This window comes from Curtobacterium sp. MCBD17_008, from assembly GCF_003234475.1.
GTDB lineage: Bacteria > Actinomycetota > Actinomycetes > Actinomycetales > Microbacteriaceae > Curtobacterium.
The window spans coordinates 1-16,970 of the sequence record NZ_QKTK01000023.1 but is presented as its reverse complement, the minus strand read 5'-3'; the positions used below and the strand labels follow the sequence as shown (position 1 = coordinate 16,970).

16 protein-coding genes are annotated in these 16,970 nt (G+C 73.6%); 10 read left to right on the top strand and 6 right to left on the bottom strand.

Annotation, left to right across the window (positions count from 1 at the left end):
- Positions 1-45: 45 nt before the first annotated feature.
- Positions 46-603, bottom strand: coding sequence for an NADPH-dependent FMN reductase (locus DEI95_RS15750; protein WP_110823095.1), 558 nt, complete (start codon positions 601-603; stop codon positions 46-48).
- Between the two features lie 126 nt (positions 604-729).
- Here DEI95_RS15750 and DEI95_RS15745 point away from each other — a divergent pair, with 126 nt between their 5' ends.
- From DEI95_RS15745 to DEI95_RS15725, 5 genes are all read left to right on the top strand, one after another.
- Positions 730-2,364, top strand: a complete 1,635-nt coding sequence (locus DEI95_RS15745) for a glycoside hydrolase family 13 protein (RefSeq protein WP_111060827.1) — start codon at positions 730-732, stop codon at positions 2,362-2,364.
- Positions 2,365-2,463: 99 nt separating this feature from the next.
- A complete protein-coding gene (locus DEI95_RS15740) occupies positions 2,464-4,509 on the top strand; it encodes a DUF11 domain-containing protein (RefSeq protein WP_111060826.1) in 2,046 nt (681 codons plus the stop codon).
- A 121-nt stretch (positions 4,510-4,630) separates the two neighbouring features.
- On the top strand, positions 4,631-5,272 hold the full coding sequence (locus DEI95_RS15735; RefSeq protein WP_258367629.1) for a DUF308 domain-containing protein: 642 nt from the start codon (positions 4,631-4,633) through the stop codon (positions 5,270-5,272).
- The gene (locus DEI95_RS15730; protein WP_110823101.1) at positions 5,269-5,532 is read left to right on the top strand and encodes a hypothetical protein; all 264 of its coding nucleotides are present in this window, start codon (positions 5,269-5,271) and stop codon (positions 5,530-5,532) included. Before DEI95_RS15735 ends, DEI95_RS15730 begins: the two co-directional genes overlap by 4 nt.
- A 58-nt stretch (positions 5,533-5,590) precedes the next feature.
- A complete protein-coding gene (locus DEI95_RS15725) occupies positions 5,591-7,003 on the top strand; it encodes an MFS transporter (protein ID WP_258365810.1) in 1,413 nt (470 codons plus the stop codon).
- A gap of 150 nt (positions 7,004-7,153) precedes the next feature.
- Here DEI95_RS15725 and DEI95_RS15720 read toward each other — a convergent pair whose 3' ends face one another.
- Positions 7,154-8,029, bottom strand: coding sequence for a LysR family transcriptional regulator (locus tag DEI95_RS15720; RefSeq protein ID WP_181419443.1), 876 nt, complete (start codon positions 8,027-8,029; stop codon positions 7,154-7,156).
- Positions 8,030-8,110: 81 nt separating this feature from the next.
- Between DEI95_RS15720 and DEI95_RS15715 the strand changes: the two genes are divergently transcribed.
- Both DEI95_RS15715 and DEI95_RS15710 read left to right on the top strand, forming a co-directional pair.
- A complete protein-coding gene (locus DEI95_RS15715; RefSeq protein ID WP_111060839.1) occupies positions 8,111-9,370 on the top strand; it encodes an MFS transporter in 1,260 nt (419 codons plus the stop codon).
- Between the two features lie 162 nt (positions 9,371-9,532).
- Entirely contained in the window at positions 9,533-10,165 is a 633-nt protein-coding gene (locus tag DEI95_RS15710) for a hypothetical protein (protein ID WP_111060825.1), read from the top strand.
- A gap of 24 nt (positions 10,166-10,189) precedes the next feature.
- Here the strand turns inward: DEI95_RS15710 and DEI95_RS15705 are convergent, their stop codons facing one another.
- Complete coding sequence (locus DEI95_RS15705) at positions 10,190-11,104, bottom strand: cation diffusion facilitator family transporter (RefSeq protein ID WP_111060837.1); 915 nt, start codon at positions 11,102-11,104, stop codon at positions 10,190-10,192.
- 48 nt (positions 11,105-11,152) lie between these two features.
- On the opposite strand from DEI95_RS15705, the gene DEI95_RS15700 reads away from it, so the two are divergent.
- Together DEI95_RS15700 and DEI95_RS15695 are read left to right on the top strand one after the other, a co-directional pair.
- Positions 11,153-11,887 carry a DUF4166 domain-containing protein gene (locus DEI95_RS15700; RefSeq protein ID WP_258367628.1) on the top strand — a complete coding sequence of 245 codons (735 nt, stop codon included), beginning with the start codon at positions 11,153-11,155 and terminating at the stop codon, positions 11,885-11,887.
- 19 nt (positions 11,888-11,906) lie between these two features.
- Positions 11,907-12,884 (top strand): epimerase, encoded by a 978-nt coding sequence (locus DEI95_RS15695; RefSeq protein WP_111060824.1) that lies wholly within the window; start codon positions 11,907-11,909, stop codon positions 12,882-12,884.
- Here the strand turns inward: DEI95_RS15695 and DEI95_RS15690 are convergent.
- Entirely contained in the window at positions 12,853-13,881 is a 1,029-nt protein-coding gene (locus DEI95_RS15690; protein WP_111060823.1) for an EamA family transporter, read from the bottom strand. The two genes, DEI95_RS15695 and DEI95_RS15690, sit on opposite strands and share 32 nt — an antisense overlap.
- Positions 13,882-13,952: 71 nt before the next feature.
- On the opposite strand from DEI95_RS15690, the gene DEI95_RS15685 reads away from it, so the two are divergent.
- Positions 13,953-14,867, top strand: a complete 915-nt coding sequence (locus DEI95_RS15685; protein ID WP_110901891.1) for a LysR family transcriptional regulator — start codon at positions 13,953-13,955, stop codon at positions 14,865-14,867.
- 128 nt (positions 14,868-14,995) lie between these two features.
- Here DEI95_RS15685 and DEI95_RS15680 read toward each other — a convergent pair whose 3' ends face one another.
- Both DEI95_RS15680 and DEI95_RS15675 read right to left on the bottom strand, forming a co-directional pair.
- A complete protein-coding gene (locus tag DEI95_RS15680; RefSeq protein ID WP_111060822.1) occupies positions 14,996-16,081 on the bottom strand; it encodes a hypothetical protein in 1,086 nt (361 codons plus the stop codon).
- 180 nt (positions 16,082-16,261) lie between these two features.
- Positions 16,262-16,970, bottom strand: a 709-nt coding sequence (locus DEI95_RS15675; RefSeq protein WP_111060821.1) for a L,D-transpeptidase family protein, incomplete at its 5' end; no start/stop codon positions are given.

The following is a 16,970-nucleotide window of genomic DNA, read 5'->3' as shown; positions in this document are numbered from 1 at the left end:
CACCGCGCCTCCCGTCCGTCCCCGGTCGCGTTCCGACCGGACGGGCTACGCCGCGACCGGCTCGCCGGCCGCGTCGGCGAGCGCGGTCAGGGCGCCGCGGACGAGACCGACGACCTCCTCGTCCTCACGGGGGTGGGTCTCGGCGAAGCGGACGACCGACTGCGGGATCGCGACCTTGACGTCCTCCAGGACCTTCGCGCCGGCGATGCCCGCGGCCTTGCGGGCCTCGTCGTGGGCCCAGACCCCGCCGTACTGGCCGAACGCGGAACCGATGACGGCGACCGGCTTGCCGGAGATGGGCGAGGAACCGAACGGACGCGACGCCCAGTCGAGGGCGTTCTTCAGCACCGCCGGCATCGTCCCGTTGTACTCCGGGGTCACGAGGAGCAGGCCGTCGGCGTCGGCGACCGCCTCGCGGAAGGCGACGGCCGCGGCGGGCGGGGTGTCGCCGTCGAGGTCCTCGTTGTAGAAGGGCAGGTCGACGATGCCGTCGAAGACCGTGAGCTCGATGCCCTCCGGTGCGTGCTGGACGGCGGCCTCGGTGAGCTGGCGGTTGGTGGAGCCGGCGCGGAGGCTGCCGACGAGGGCGACGATCTGGGTCATGGCGTTCCTTCTGGTCGTGGTGGTTGAAGCGACAACCGATCCGTCCAGCGCGGGATTCCCCGCGGTGACCTCCGGCGTGTCCGCCCGCCCGAGCCGTGCGGAGGGGCCGTCGGTACTGTCGGCCACGTGAAGAAGACGCCGAGTGACACGCCCCGCACCACCGATCCGAACTGGTGGCGGCAGGCCGTCGTCTACCAGGTCTACCCGCGGAGCTTCGCCGACTCGGACGCGGACGGCATCGGCGACATCGCGGGTGTGACGAGCCGGGTGCCGTACCTCGCCGAGCTCGGTGTCGACGCCGTCTGGCTGTCGCCCTTCTACCCGTCACCGCTCGCCGACGGCGGCTACGACGTCGCCGACTACCGGGACGTCGACCCGAAGCTCGGGACGCTCGACGGGATCGACGAGCTGATCTCCACCGCGCACGAGCACGACCTGCGCGTCATCGTCGACCTCGTGCCGAACCACACCTCGGACCAGCACGCGTGGTTCCGGGCGGCGCTCGCGGCCGACCCCGGGTCCGCCGAACGGGCCCGGTACGTGTTCCGGGACGGATCCGGCCCGGACGGGGACCAGCCGCCGAGCGACTGGGTGTCGAACTTCGGCGGCAGCGCGTGGACGCGGGTGCCGGACGGCCAGTGGTACCTGCACCTCTTCGCTCCCGAGCAGCCCGACCTGGACTGGACGAACCCCGAGGTGCGGCAGGACTTCGAGGACACCCTCCGGTTCTGGTCCGACCGCGGGGTCGACGGGTTCCGCGTGGACGTCGCGCACGGGCTCGCGAAGGACCTGTCGGAGCCGTACCGGCCGTCGAACGGTGAAGCCCTGCCCCTCGACGGCTCCGACCCGCTGTACGACCGCGACGAGGTCCACGCGATCTTCACCGAGTGGCGGAAGGTCCTCGACGAGTACGCCCCGCCGCGCGCCGCGATCGCCGAGGCGTGGTCCCCGGCCCCCCGCCGTGTCCTCTACGCCCGACCGACCGAACTCGGTCAGGCCTTCAACTTCGACCTCCTCGAGGCACCGTTCGAGGCGGCCGTGTTCCGGTCGCTCATCGAGCAGAACCTCGACGCCGCGGAGACCTCCGGTGGCTCGAGCACGTGGGTGCTCTCGAACCACGACGTCGTGCGCCACGCCACGCGCTACGGCCTGCCCGACGACGCCGACACGGACGCCTGGCTCATGTCCGACGGCGAGACGCCGCCCCTCGACCGCGCCGCCGGCCTCCGTCGGGCCCGGGCGGCAACGCTCCTCGTGCTCGCGCTGCCCGGCTCGTCCTACGTCTACCAGGGCGAGGAGCTCGGGCTGCACGAGGCGCCCGCGATCCCGCACGACCAGCTGCAGGACCCGAAGTGGATCCGCACCGGGCACACCGTGAAGGGCCGCGACGGCTGCCGGGTGCCGATCCCGTGGACGAAGTCCGGGCCCTCGTTCGGCTTCGGCGACGCTGCTCCGCACCTGCCGCAGCCGACCGACTTCGGCGCGAGCAGCGTCGAGGCCGAGGACCGGGTGCCCGGGTCGACGCTGTCGTTCTACCGTGAGGCACTGTCCGCCCGTCGCCGGCTGCAGCAGGGTGAGGCGCTCGAGTGGCTCGAGACCGACTCGCCGGAGGTCGTCGCCTTCGCCCGGCACGACGGCTGGCGGTCCTACACGAACTTCGGGACGGAGCCGGTCCCGATGCCCCAGGGAGCCGTCGTGGTCACCTCGGGCCCGCTGGGCGACGACGAACTGCCCGGCGGCACGACGGTCTGGGTGGCGTAGCGGTCGGGCTCCCCTCCACACCTGGGAGGGGAGCGGCATCAATCCACAGGGCGGCACCCCGACCGGAGGCGCGGGGAGCCGGCTCGCGAAGATCGTGACATGACACATGACACGACCTGCTCCGGCCCGCCTCCCACCCCCACCGCCGTCCGCAGCCGACCGCCCCGGCGGCCGCGCTCGTCCCGTCCGTCGCGCGCACGCCGCGGACTCCGGCGGTGGATCGCCGGGACCGCGGTCGCCGTCGCGGTCGGCAGCACGGTGCCGCTCGGCGTCGGCGGCGGTGCAGCGGCGGACGACCTGCCGTTCCCCTGGTCGACCGGCTTCAGCACGGCTGACGGGGGCACCCTGAGTGGCGACGCCCACATCGTCGACGGGCGCCTCCGCCTGACCGATGCCGACGTCGACGCTGCCGGTGCCTGGGCGATGGACGACTCCTTCCCGTCGAGCCTCGGGCTCGACATCGAGTTCGACTACGCCATGTACACGCCGTACGAGCAGGGGGCCGACGGTCTGCTGCTGTCCCTGTCGGACGGGGCGGTCGCACCCGGGGTCGGCGCGTACGGCGCGGCGCTCGGGTACTCCTGCCGGTCGGCGACGAACCAGGGAGCGCACGAGTGCACCCTCCCCGGACTCCCCGGGGCGTTCGCGGGGGTCGCCCTCGACCAGTACGGCAACTTCTCGCTGCCCTTCAATGAGAGCGGGCCCGGTCGGACGCCGGACACCGTGACCATCCGGGGGTCCGGGAACGGGACGACGGGGTACCGGTTCGTCCAGCACGCGCAGGTCCCGGGCGGCGTCGCGACCGGCACCGCCACACCACGGAAGGTCCGCGTGGTGCTGCTGCCCGAGGACGGCGGGCTGACCCTGACCGTCCGACTCGCCTCCGCGGACGGCGGGATGCGCACCGTCCTCGACCACGTCCAACTGCAGGGGCCGGACCAGGCTCCGCTCCCACCCACCCTCCGGCTCGGGTTCACGGCGGCCACCGGATCCTTCCGGAGCGTGCACGAGATCGATGCACTGCGGGTGACGCAGCCGGCCGACCTCCGGATCGAGCACGACATGCCGCCCGTCGTCGCCGGCGACCGGGTCGCGTACACGGTCACCGCCTCGAACGTGGGGGCGAACGACTCCGACCCGAGCGCGGTCGCCGTCGACGTACCGGACGAGCTCCACGACGTGACCTGGACGTGCAGCGTCCCCGCGCCCTCCAGCTGTGCCGACGCCTCGGGCACCGGCGACGTCGCGACGACCCTCGGCCTGCGGCGTGGAGCGGCCGCGACCTTCACGGTGTCCGGGCAGCTCGACCCGGGCACGACCGGGCAGATCGACAGTGAGGCCACCGTGGCGATCGCCCCGGGGCTGTTCGACGCGCGACCCGCTGACAACGTGTCACGGGCCTCGGCGCCCGTGACGGCGGTCGCCCAGATGACGACGGACAAGAGCGTCGCGCCGGACCATCCCGTCGAGCCCGGGGACGAGCTCGAGTACACGGTCACCGCACGGAACGGCGGTCCCTCCACCGCTCACGACGTGGGCGCGGTCGACGACCTGCCGGAGCAGCTTGCGTTCGTCGGGTCGGACGACGCGTGCACGGCCGACGGCCAGCGTGTGACGTGCACCGGCGGCGGGGACGTCGCCCCCGGGCAGGAACACGCGTTCCGGTTCCGCGCCCGACTGGACGCCGGCTACACGGGTGACGGCTCCGACGTGGTGAACGTCGCGACGGCGACCTCGCCGACCGACCCCGACGGCGGCGAGGAGTCGCCTGAGGTGCCGATCGAGGTGATCGAGCCGGACGGCCCGGGTGGTCCCGACGGGCCGGACGGTCCCGACGGCCCGGGGGACCCCGACGGGCCGAGTGACACGGGTGGACCGGGCGACGCCGGTCGCCCGGACCCGACGCCGGGACCTGCCGGACGGCCGGACGGACCGGTGGACCAGCACGGGCCGGGCACCGGCGACGGGAGTGGTGCTCCCGGAGCGACGGCACCGCGGCAGCCGGGTGCCCTCGCCTACACGGGAACGCAGGGGCTCGGCCTGGTGGGCCTGGCCGGGATCGTGCTGACCGGCACCGGTGCGACCGTGTGGCTCGTCCGTCGACGCGGTCCCGGGGACGCAGCGGAGGCACCGGAAGAGCACTAGTGCCACGGACGGGGCGGATCGTGGTCCGCCCCGTCCGACCGCCGGGGTCGACGGTCGGGCGGGTGCCCACGGACGCGGCGGTAGGATCGACCGTACGAACCGACAGCCCGAGAGAGGTCCCGTGTCCCACTCCGTGGACGACGCCGCGCAGCGAGCACGGTACTGGCCGGTCCCGGTCCTCCGGGCAGTCCCGGCAGCCGTGATCGCGATGGTGATCACGTTCTCCCCGAACCACTCGGCCGGCTTCGGCCTCGTGCTGTTCGGCGTCTTCGCCCTCGTCGACGGGGCCGTCCTCGCCTGGGGGAGCACCTCGCGGCTGCCTGGGGACGACCGCTCGCGGCGATCCGGGACGGCGCAGGCCGCCCTGTCCATCGTCGCCGGCGTCGCGGCGATCGCGTGCAGCGGTCTCGGTCTCCCCGCGCTGATCACCGTCGTCGTGTGCTCCGCCGTCCTGACCGGCGCACTCGAACTGTCGCAGGGACTCCGCGCTCGTGGGCGGTCACCGTTCGCCCGGGACTGGACGACCGTCGGAGCTCTCACGCTGCTGCTCGCGGTCGCCTTCCTCGTGACCCCGCCCGACTACTCGCAGCAGCTCGGTGGCGTCGAACGCGTCACCGGCACCCTCGACGCCTCGATCGTCCTCGTCGGCCTGCTCGGCGCCTACCTCGCCATCGCGGCGGTCTTCCACCTGATCGCCGGCCTCTCGCACAAGTGGGGGACGGCTGCTCCGGCGGCTACCCCGGACGGAGCACCACACGTATGACCACCCCCAGCCGTCGTGACCGCCTGCGCCCGGTCGAACTCCTCGGCATCTCCGCGGTCATCGCGGTGGTCGTCGGCCTCGTCGTGCTGATGTCGACACGGGAGCCCACGCTCGCGCTCGTCTTCTTCGGCGTCGGCTTCGTCGTCGTGGTCGTCGTGATGGCGATGCTCCAGCTGACGTCGACCTCCGACCAGGACGACAACGACATGCTCGGCGGGCACAACACCCCCGGACGAGGAGACGACGACGGCTTCCACTGAAGCGGCGGCGGGACGCACGGCCCGCGGCCGACGCCGTCCCGAGCAGGGAGACCCCGCGCTGCCGAGCCGGTACCGGCACCGCACCCTCATCCTCGCGGTCTGCTGCATGAGCCTGTTCATCGTGTCGATGGACGCCACCGTGGTGAACGTCGCCCTCCCGTCGATCGGACGCGAACTCCACAGCCCCATCGCCGGCCTGCAGTGGACCATCGACGCCTACACGCTCGTCCTCGCGAGCCTGCTCCTGCTGTCGGGGTCGACCGCCGACCGGATCGGCCGTCGGACGACGTTCCAGGTCGGTCTCGCGCTCTTCACCGTCGGGTCGTTGCTCTGCTCGCTCGCTCCGAGCGTCGAGTGGCTCGTCGTCTTCCGCATGGTGCAGGCCGTCGGCGGCTCGATGATGAACCCGGTCGCGATGAGCATCATCACGGCGACGTTCGACGACGCGAAGGAACGTGCCCGCGCGGTCGGCGTCTGGGGCGCGGTCGTCGGGGTGTCGATGGGGCTGGGTCCCCTGGTCGGCGGAGCGCTGACCGACACCGTCGGGTGGCGCGCGATCTTCTGGATCAACGTGCCGATCGGCATCGCCGCCATCGTCCTCACGTTCCTGTTCGTCCCGGAGTCGCGGTCGCCGAAGCCCCGGCGGTTCGACCCGCTCGGGCAGGGCATCGTGATCGTGCTGCTCGCGAGCCTGGTCGGCGGGCTGATCGAGGGCCCTCGCCTGGGCTGGGCGTCCGCGGGCACGCTGGGTCTGTTCGTCCTCGCCGCGGCCGCGTTGGTCGCCCTGGTGGTCGTCGAAGGTCGGACCGCCGAGCCGCTCATCGACCTCCGCTTCTTCCGGAGCGTCCCGTTCTCGTCCGCCGTGGGCACCGCGCTCGTGGCGTTCGGGGCGAACGGTGCGTTCCTGTTCCTCAGCGCCCTGTACCTGCAGGAGGTGCGCGGCCTGACCCCCTTCGAAGCGGGGCTGTGGACGCTGCCGTCGGCCCTCGCGACGATGGTCGTGTCGCCGGTCTCCGGGCGACTCATCGGCACGGTGGGGACGCGGGTGCCGCTCGTCCTCGCGGGTCTGGGGATCGGTGCGGCCGGTGCGGTCCTGACCACCGTGCAGGTCTCGACGCCGATGTGGGTCCTCGTGGTCGCCTTCGTGTTGTTCGGCTTCGGGTTCGGCATGGTGAACGCGCCCATCACGAACACCGCGGTCTCCGGCATGCCCCGCACGCAGTCCGGGTCGGCGGCGGCCGTCGCGTCGACCAGTCGGCAGACCGGGGTGTCCCTCGGCGTCGCGCTCGCCGGGACCGTCACGGGGGCGAGTGCGGTCGCGACGGTCAGCCCCGCGTTCGCGGTCGCGACCCATCCGATGTGGTGGATCGTCGTGGGCATCGGCGCCGTCATCGTCCTGGTCGGCGTGCTGTCGACCACGGCGGCGGCCCGGCGGTCGGTCGAGGCCGTCGCGCCGCTGCTCCGCGGCTGACCCGGCGGCGGTTCACCGCCGGGCTGACCCGACCGCGGCTGACGTGACGGGGCTGACTCCGGAGGCGGCTGACACAGCGGCTGACCCGGCGGCGGCTGACCCGACGGGGGCTGGGCCGACCATCCGCAGGGCTCCGGCCGCGCGCGCGGCTCAGCGCCGGGCCGCCACGATCGCCCGCGCCAGTGCCTGTGTTGCCCGGTTCGGCTCCGGGTCCGCCCGCATGGCGAGCCCGATCCGCAGCGGCTCGACCACGTCCTCGAGGTCGAGCACCGCGCCGTCGAAGCGGACGCCGGAGTCCGGGACGACCCCGACACCGATCCCGGCCGAGGCGAACCGGACCACCGCGGGCATGTCGTTCATCTCGGCGACCACCCGACGTCGGATGCCGAGCCGCTCGAGCACCGCGTCCAGGATCATGCGGTTGCCGAACCCGTGCGCGGTGTCCACGAAGGTCTCGTCGGCCAGGTCGGCGAGGGACACCGAGCGCCGGCCGGCCAGCGGGTGGTCGGCGGCGAGGAACACCCGGAAGGGCATCTCCCGGAGCGGCTCCACCACGACCCCGGACGGCGTGTTCGGCAGGCCCGTGTACGCGAGGTCGAGGCGCCCGGCCACGAGGTCCTGCACGAGCCCGGTCGTCCCGCTCGGCGAGGTCATCAGTTCGACGGCGACGAGCGGGTGCTGCCGCCGGAAGTCGCGCAGGACGCCAGTCAGGTCGACGACGTCCATGCTCGTGAAGATGCCGAGGCGCACCCGACCGCGCAGTTCCGCGTCCGACGCCGCGGCCAGGTCACGCATCCGGTCGAGCGACTCCAGCACGGCCCGGGCGTGGGGCAGGAGGTCCGCTCCGGTCGGGGTGAGGACGAGCCGCCGGCCGCCACGCTCGAACAGGCGGGTCCCGAGCGACCGTTCCAGGCTCGCGATCCCCGCGGACACCGTCGACTGCGCCGCCCACAGGCGCTCGGCGGCACGGGTGACACTGCCCTCGGCCGCGACCGTGACGAACTGTTCGAGCAAGCGGGTCTCCATCCGGACATCATCGACGAGATCGATGCCGGCCATCAAGGAGCTGCGTTTGACCCGATGGTCAACCGGCGGGACGATCGGGGCATGTCAACCGTCATCGAAACGCCGGCGACCGGCGCCCAGGCCACCGCTCCGGCTCCCCGTGGTCGCCGTGCGCACACCCGCCGTCGGCACGGCTTCGGCTTCTGGGCCGTCGCCTTCGCGTTCACCTCGGTGATGGCCTTCGCGACCGTCCCCGCGCCGCTCTACGTCATCTACCAGGCGCGCGACGGCTTCCCGACGTTCACGACGACCGTCGTCTTCGCCGCGTACGGTCTGGGCGTCGTCGGCTCCCTCTGGCTCGCCGGACACCTCAGCGACGTGCACGGGCGTCGTCCACTCATCCTCGTGTCCGTGGCGCTGGAGCTCGTCGCCGCGGTGCTGTTCCTCCTCTGGAACGACGTCACCGGTCTGATCGTGGCGCGACTCGTCACCGGGCTGGGTGTCGGCACGTTGACCGCGACGGCGACCGCACACCTCGGGGAGCTCAAGGTGCGGGCCACCGGCGACGAGTCCTCGGCGAAGGGCGCCAGCGTCGCCGCGGGCGTCGTCAACCTCGGCGGCCTGTCGCTGGGCGCCCTCGTCGGTGGCGCCCTCGCGGAGTTCGTCGGTCAGCCGCTCATGGTGCCCTACGTCGTGTTCGTCGTCGCCCTGGCGGTCGCGTTCGTCGTCGTGCTGGCCGTCCCGGAGACCGTCGACCGTCCGGCCGCGCCGGTGCCGTACCACCCGCAGCGCCTGCAGGCTCCGGAGGGCCAGAGCGCCGCGTTCTGGGCCGCCGGCACCGGGGCCTTCGCCGCCCTCGCGGTGCAGGGGCTGTTCACCTCCGTCGCGCCGACGTTCCTCGGGACGACGTTCCACGTCACCGACCGGTTGGCCGCCGGCGCCACGACCTTCGGGGTCTTCGCCGCGAGTGCCCTGTCGCAGATCGTGTTCGCCGCGCTCCCGCAGCGCAGGCAGATCCGCCTCGGTGTCGGCCTGCTCGTCGGCGGTCTCGCGGTCCTCGCGGTCTCGGCGGTGGTGCTGCAGGTCGCCGGGTTCATCGGTGGCGGGGTCGTCGCCGGTGCCGGTGTGGGTCTGCTGTTCCGCGCCTCGATCGGCAGTGCCGGAGCCCTCGTCGGCCCCGAGGAGCGCGGTGGCGTCCTCGCCGCGACGTTCCTCATCGCCTACGCCGGGCTCACGATCCCGGTCGTCGCGGTCGGTGCCGCACTGCTCGTCCTGCCCACCCTGCCGGTCCTCATCGGGTACGTGGTGCTCGTCTCCGTGCTCGCGATCGTCGCGGGCGGACGGCTGGCCGCGCGCGCCTGACCGCCGCGAGACGCCGCCCCCGGTCCGGCGCCGCTCGCCACCTCGGCGTCGCCCGGGTCGGGCGGGGTCGCGCGGTGTCCCGACGACCGTGACGACCGCGCCGCGGTGCAGCAGCCCGCCGGTCCGACCGGGAGGCCCGCACCCCTCCGGCATACTGGCCCGATGGCCCAGAAGCGCCCGCGTTCCACGCTGACCGGCATCGCCGCGGCGGTCGCCGCCGTCCTCGTGGTCGGCGGCTTCGCCCTGACGAACGCTCGGGAGGGTGACGACGCCGTCCTCTCCGCCGCACCGTCGGCGACCGCGTCCACGACCGCCGACGAGCCGCAGTCGACGCCGGGCGGCGAGGGCGACGCGGGCGGCGTGGCGGTCATCGCCCGGACGGGACCCGACCTGCCGGGCGCCGCGGTGCTCGACCGCTGCGGCACCGACACCCGTGCAGAGGTCGCGTCGTACGACACCGCCGCCCTCGGCACCGTCGTCCTGCAGTGCGGGAACGCCGCGCAGGGGTACGAACACATCAGGGTCCGGCACACCGCCGACTGGCAGGACGTCCTCCGTGGACACACCGATGCGCGTGACTGGGACGACGCCATGCTCACCGCCGTGCGGACCGCGGTGACGAACCCGCAGAAGGGCCTGCCGGTCGACGCCGGCGACGGCAAGGTCTGCTACGCCGCGCCCGTGCGGTTCGACGACGGCAGCGCGCCGAGCCCGGACGGCTTCGTCAAGGTGATCGTGTCCGCGACGACCGAGCGGGTCATCACGGCCTACCCGACGGACGAGTCCGACTGCTGACGCCCGGGGGCACCAGGGGGAGGATCAGGCGTGCACCTCGTGCTCGTGCCGCTGGTGTGACGCCGGCTCGAGTTGGAAGGTCGAGTGCTCGACCGGCACGTCGAAGTGCTCCGCCACGCACTGCTGCAGTTCGTCGAGGATCGCGGGGGCGTGCGCCGTCGTGAAGCAGTGGTCGTCCACCACGACGTGTGCGGTGAGGTTCGGGACGCCGGTCGACACGAGCGTCGCGTGCAGGTCGTGCACCGCGATGACGTGGTCGAGCTCGAGGATGTGCCCGCGCACCGCGTCCAGGTCGAGTCCGCGCGGGGTGGCCTCGAGCAGGACGTCGGCGGTCTCGCGCAGGAGCTTCACGGCCCGGGGCAGGATGAGCGCTCCGATGAGCAGCGCCGCGACCGAGTCGGCTCGTTGCCAGCCGGTCAGGAACAGCACGACCGCGGCCAGGATCACGGCGACGGACCCGAGGGTGTCGTTCAGGACCTCGAGCCGTGCCGCCCGCGAGGTGAAGCCCTCGCCGGACGCCCGCACGAGCACCGCGAACGCGATGAGGTTGCCGACGAGTCCGACGACCCCGAAGACGAGCAGCGGCCCCGCCTCGATCTCCTCGGGCACGAACAACCGCTGCACGGCGGAGATCACCACGTAGACGCCGACCGCGAGCAGGACCGCGGCCTGCGCGGTCGCGCCGAGGACCTCCGCCCGCTGGTACCCCCACGTGCGCCGGGCCGTCGGGATCCGGCGTGCCAGACGTGTGGCGACGAGGCCGATGCCCAGTCCGCCGGTGTCGACGACCATGTGCCCGGCGTCGACGAGCAGGGCGAGGGAGCCGGTGACGACCGCGCCGACGACCTCGGCGAGCAGGATCCCGGCAGAGATGCAGAACGCGATCAGCAGCGCACGCTCGGACGCGTGTCCGTGCGTGTGGCCGTGGTCGTGTCCCATGACCGCCATCGTAGGAGCCCCGTCCGACGGCGTGCCAGGATCGGGAGCGTGAGCGGATCGCCGTACGAGCTGAGCGCGTCGGCCGACGTCCTCGCGCGGCTCCATCCGCGTCTCCGCACGTACTTCGGCCGGATCCCGTCCGGGTACGTCGGGCGCGGGTCGGGCACGTTCAGCGTCGTCGGCACGCCCCGCCGCTGGGTGTGGCCCGTGCTCGCCGTCTTCGCGCGGGACGCGGTGATGTTCCCGGTCTGGGAGCACGACGTGCCCTTCACCGTCGAGAACCGCCCGGTCCGCGTCGGCCGGGGCCCGGCGCCGGACGAGGAACCCGGCTCCGGCCGCCGCGACGTCCACCGGTCCGGCAGCTCCCGCGCCGATCGTGGTCGGGCCGACGGCCGGGAGGCGCGTCCCGCGGTGCGTGCGCACCGCACCTTCCACTTCGCCTCCGGGGACCGGACGATGGTCGACGCGATCACCGCCGAGCCGGAGGGGCTCGTCGACCACCTCGGCACCCGCGGGCGGGTGAGCGCGGTGCTCACGGTGGAGGTCCCGGCGACCGGACCCGACGCCGGGGCCCTCCGCCTGGTCTCCACGCGCGTGTCGGTGCGCGCGCTGGGACGCGCGTGGAGCCTCCCGGCCGTCGTCGCACCGCGGGTCGAGCTCACGGAACGATTCGATGACGAAGCCGACGTGCAGCGCGTGTCCCTGGTGCTCTGCGCACCGGTGCTCGGCACGCTGTACCGGTACGAGGGGGCGTTCCGGTACGCCGTCGTACCCGACGAGTGACCGGGATCAGGAGGACAGCATGAGCGGTCAGCAGCGACGCGTGGTGGTGGCGGGGGCGAGCGGGTTCGTCGGCCGGTACCTGCAGGACGCGTTCCGCGACGAGGGCTACGAGGTCGTCACGGTCGGTCGCACCGGCGACGCCGTCTGGGGGAACACCCTGCGGATCCGCGAGCTCGTCGACGGCGCCGACCTCGTGGTGAACATGGCGGGCAAGAGCGTCGACTGCCGGTACGGGCGCCGCAACCGCGCGGAGATCCTGCGCTCCCGGGTCGACACGACGCTCGAACTGGCCGAGGCCATCCGGACCGCCGAGCACCCGCCGCCGCTGTGGGTGAACGCGTCCACCGCGACCATCTACCGGCACGCCGACGACCGCCCGCAGGACGAGGAGACCGGGGAGCTCGGCGAGGGCTTCTCGGTCGGTGTCGCCCGCGCGTGGGAGGACGCCCTGTTCCGCGCCGACCTGCCGAGCACCCGCCGCGTGGCGCTCCGGATGGCGATCGTGTTCGGCGACGGCAGCGCCCTCGTCCCCCTGCTCCGCCTCGCGCAGGCCGGCCTGGGCGGACCCCAGTACGACGGACCGTGGTTCCCCACCAGGGCGCGCCTGGCCGCGGGGACGTACCACCACGACCGGCACACCCACGGTCGGCAGCGGTTCAGCTGGGTGCACATCGAGGACGTCTTCGGCGCGATCCGGTTCGTCCGCGACCACGAGGACCTCGACGGCCCGGTCAACGTGACGAGCCCGAACCCGTCCGACAACCGCACGGTGATGGCGACGATCCGGGACGCCGTCGGGCGCCGCTTCGGGCTGCCGACGTGGCGGTGGATGCTCGAGCTCGGGGCGTTCGCGATCCGCACCGAGACCGAACTCGTGCTCAAGAGCCGGTGGGTGGTGCCGACCCGGCTCGTGCAGGCCGGCTACGAGTTCCGGTACCCGCACCTCCGCGGCGCGCTCGCCGGGATCATCGCGGAGCGACGCCAGCACCGGGGCTGACCGGGGCGGCGGGCCCGGAGCCGGAGTCGGGCCGGGACGCCCCCGTCTGCGCAGGACGCCCGGACGCCCTCGGGACGCCGCCGGGCCCCGCGGCGTCCCGAGCACCCGGCGGCGTCCCGATGGCCAGGCCGGTCCGCGGCGGGCGCGAGGACCACAGCACCGCCGCGACCACGACCGCCCCGGCCACGGCCTCGACCGCATCGGGCACCTCGCCGAAGGCCGCCCAGGACGCGAGCACCCCCACGACGGGCACGAGCATCGAGAACGGCGCGACCGTGCTCGACGGGTACTTCCCCATCAACCGCGACCAGATGCCGTAGCCCACCAGGCTCGCCGCGACGACGATGTACAGGACGCCGAGGTCGGCCGGCAGCGCCTCGAGCGTGAACGCGGTGCCCAGTGCCTGCCCGATCCGTTCCGGGCCCTCGACCACGAACGACAGCACGGCCATCGGGATCGGCGGGACGACCGCCCACCAGAGCGTCAGGTGCAGCGGATTCACCGGTCCCGTCCGGCGCGTCGCCACGTTGCCCGTCGCCCACCCGATCGCCCCCAGGAGCACGAGGACGACGGGGAGCAGCGCGGCCGTCTGCGCCCGGTGCACCGCGATGACGCCGAGCGCGGCGACGGCGATGCTCACGCCGACGACCTGCCGGGTGGTCAGGCGTTCGCGGAGCAGGACCCCGGCGAGCACGACGGTGAAGGGCGCCGCGGCCTGGATGACGAGCGACGCCAGCCCCGAGGGCATCCCGGCCGACATGCCCAGGTAGAGGAACGCGAACTGCACGACGCCGAGCGTGGAGCCGACGAGGAGGATCCACCGGAACGGCACCTGCGGCCGCGGCACGAAGAGCAGGGTCGGCACGGCGAGCAGTGTGAAGCGCACCGCGGCGAGCAGGAACGGCGGGAAGTGCTCGAGGGCGATCGCGGTCGCCGGGAAGTTCAGACCCCAGGCGACGGCGACGACGAGGGCGAGGATGCGATCGCGGAACAGCACCGGATGATCGTCCCGCACCTGAACCAGTAGCACCAGCGTACGTTCCGACAGGATCGTTGTAGGGTCCCTGCATGGTCGGGTTCGACATCGCCCTGTTGCCGGTCCTCCGCGAGCTCGCCGAACGCGGGAGCGTGACCGCGGTCGCCGCCGCCACGCACCGGACACCGAGTGCGGTGTCACAGCAGCTCCGGACGCTGCAGCGCCAGGCCGGGGTGCCGCTCGTGGAACGCGTCGGTCGTGGTGTGCGGCTCACCGAGCACGGTCGTGTCCTGGCCGGGATGGCCACCGGCGTCGCCACCGCCCTCGCCACCGTCGAGTCCGCCTGGGCCGAACACCTCGCCGGTGCGACCGGGACCGTCGACCTCGCGGTGTTCCCCTCGGCCGCGGAACTGCTGCTGCCCGGGCTCCTGACGCGGATGCGCGAGCACCCGGGCATCGCCCTCGAACTCTCCGACGTCGACGTCAGCGAGGGGGAGTTCGCCCCGCTCACCGCCGACCACGACGTCGTCATCGGTCACCGGCCCGACGGGGCGCGCCGTGCCGACCGTCCCGCGGTGGAGACCGTCGCGCTGCTCCGGGAACCGCTCGACGTCGCCCTGCCGCTCGACCACCCCCTCGCGGGCCGGGAACGCGTGGGGATCGAGGACGTCCTCGGCGAGACCTGGATCGGCGTCCCGGAGGACTACCCGATCGACCGCGTGCTCACCGCCATGGCCGCGGCCTCGGACGCACCGCCGTCGGTCGCGTTCCGCACGATCCACCTGCCGGTCATCGAGAACCTCGTCGCGGCCGGACACGGCATCGCGCTCGTCCCGCGGTACACCTCACGGACGCGCGCACCCGGACGGTTCCACCTCGCCACCCTCGCCGACGTGCGCGCCGGACGGCGGATCGAGGCGCTCGTGCGGCCGGACCGAGCGGTCCGACCGGCGGTCCGCGTCGTCCTGGAGGCCCTGGTCGCCGGAGCGACGGACGTCACCACCTGAGGTGGTGCGGACCGCGCGGTCGTGCTGCGGGCCTCCCGTCCGTGACCGGGAACGGACGCGACGACACGACGACGCGGGGCGCCCCTCCCCGGTGGGAGGGACGCCCCGCGTCGGTCGTGTGCGGAGGGTCAGCCGGTGAAGGAGACGTTCCCCGGGACCGGCGTGGCGACCGGTGCGGTGCCGGTGCCGGGCAGGACGGCGGGCGTCGGCGTCGGCGGCGTCACGCCCGCCGTGGGCTCCTCCTGGATGGTCAGCTCCGCGAAGACCACGATGCCGGAGTCCAGCCCCTCGAACACCATCTGGTACTCGCTCGGCGGCGCGGAGGAGACGAAGGTCGTCTGACCGGCGAAGGCGCCGTCGGCGTCAACGGTGAAGCGGTTGGAGTCCGGCACGATCTCCGCGTCCGGCAGGATCAGGAAGACCGAGACCTCTTCGCCCGGCAGGAACCCGGTGCCCTCGACGGGCAGGCCGTCCGCCCGGAGGACCGACGGCGTCAGGTTCGAGGGCACCCCCACCACGGCGGTCGGCTCCGGCGTGAAGTACGAGCGGGTCTCGTTGCCGAGGATGCCGACGACGGTGCCCGGCGCGGTCCGGGCGAAGGCGCCGTAGCCGTTGACGGTTGCGTCCGGGGTGGTGGCCGCGATCTGTTCCTGGAACGTCGCGAGCGTGGCTGCGCTCCCCGCACGGACGGTGCCGATGTCGACGGAGGAGCGCCACGTGCCGTCGACGCCCTGGGCGCCGGCCTCGGCCGCGCTGAGGACCGCGGGCGTGGTGTTGTCCGCGGAACCGGCGAGGTCGAGGAGCAGCGCGTAGCGCGTTCCGCCGCTGCCGGCGAACAGGTCTGCGGTGGGCAGGCCGAGGCCGAGGCGGCCCGCGGCGTCGGTCGAGTACACGTCGGTCAGGTCGGTGGCTGCCGACCCGGTCCGGGCGTGCGCGACGAGCGTGCCCGTCGGGAGTGCGAGGCCGTCGACCCCCGAGGTGGTCGGGCCGGTGGTGAACCAGCCGTCGGGGAACGCGCCGGTCGTCACGGTGGTCAGGTCGTCCTGCGTCACCCACTCCGCGCGGGAGGTCGGGGTGCCCTGGACGGGCGTGGTGGTCGCGGCGGCGGCGGTCGACGTGGCGGGTGCATCGGCACTGGCGACGGTCGGCAGGCCGACGAGGGCGATGCTGAAGGCGGACACCGCGACGGCGGTGGCGAGGACGGGACGGCGCATGGGCTCATTTCCGGGATCGGGCGCCCGAGCGGGGCGCGACGCAGACCCCGGCTCCCGCGACGATGCGGCCCCCCTGAGTCCTGGCTCAGGATACTGGGCCATCCTCACGGACGCGCACACCGGGAGGTCACGATCCGGGAACGGTCGACGCTGCGTCGTGCCGCGTCCGGGTCGCCGACCTCAGCGGACCTGGATCGGTGTGCCGAGCGGCAGCCGTCCGGCCAGGGCGGTGATGTCGGCGTTCCGCATCCGGATGCAGCCGTGCGAGGCGTCGGTTCCGATGCTCGTCGCGTCGTCGGTGCCGTGCAGGCCGATCTGGCCCGGCCCGCCGCCGAAGGAGTTGAGGACGTCGGAGAACGCCGTCGTGCCGTACGCGTACGGGCCGTACCCGTCGTTCGTCGGCGCGAGGAGCTCCGTCAACGCGAAGCGGCCCGTCGGTGTGGGCGTCCCGCCGGTCCCGGTGGCGACCGGGTACGAGTCGACGACCTCGCCGGCCCGGTAGAGGTCGAGCGTGTTCGACGCCTCGGTCACGACGATCGCGTAGTCCGTGGTCGACAGGGAGACCGCGCTGTCCGGCACCCAACCGGTGCTGCCGTTCGGGCGCTGGGCGAGCTGCACCTGCACCCAGCCGTCCCGCTGGTCGACGACGCGGAACACCAGCGGCGCGCCGGACGACAGCGGGTTCGCCAGCTGGTCGGTGGCGGGGCCACCGGGCGCGGCGCTCACCGGGACGGACGGGCCGGACGCGGCGGCGATCGTCGTCGAGGCCGGAGCGTCGACCGCGGCGGGGTCGGTCGGTGTCGCCGAGGCCGACGGGCTCGGTGTCACGGTGGTCGTGGCGGACGGCACCGCAGCACGGGTCGCGGACGGGGCCGGGGCCGGGGCCGTC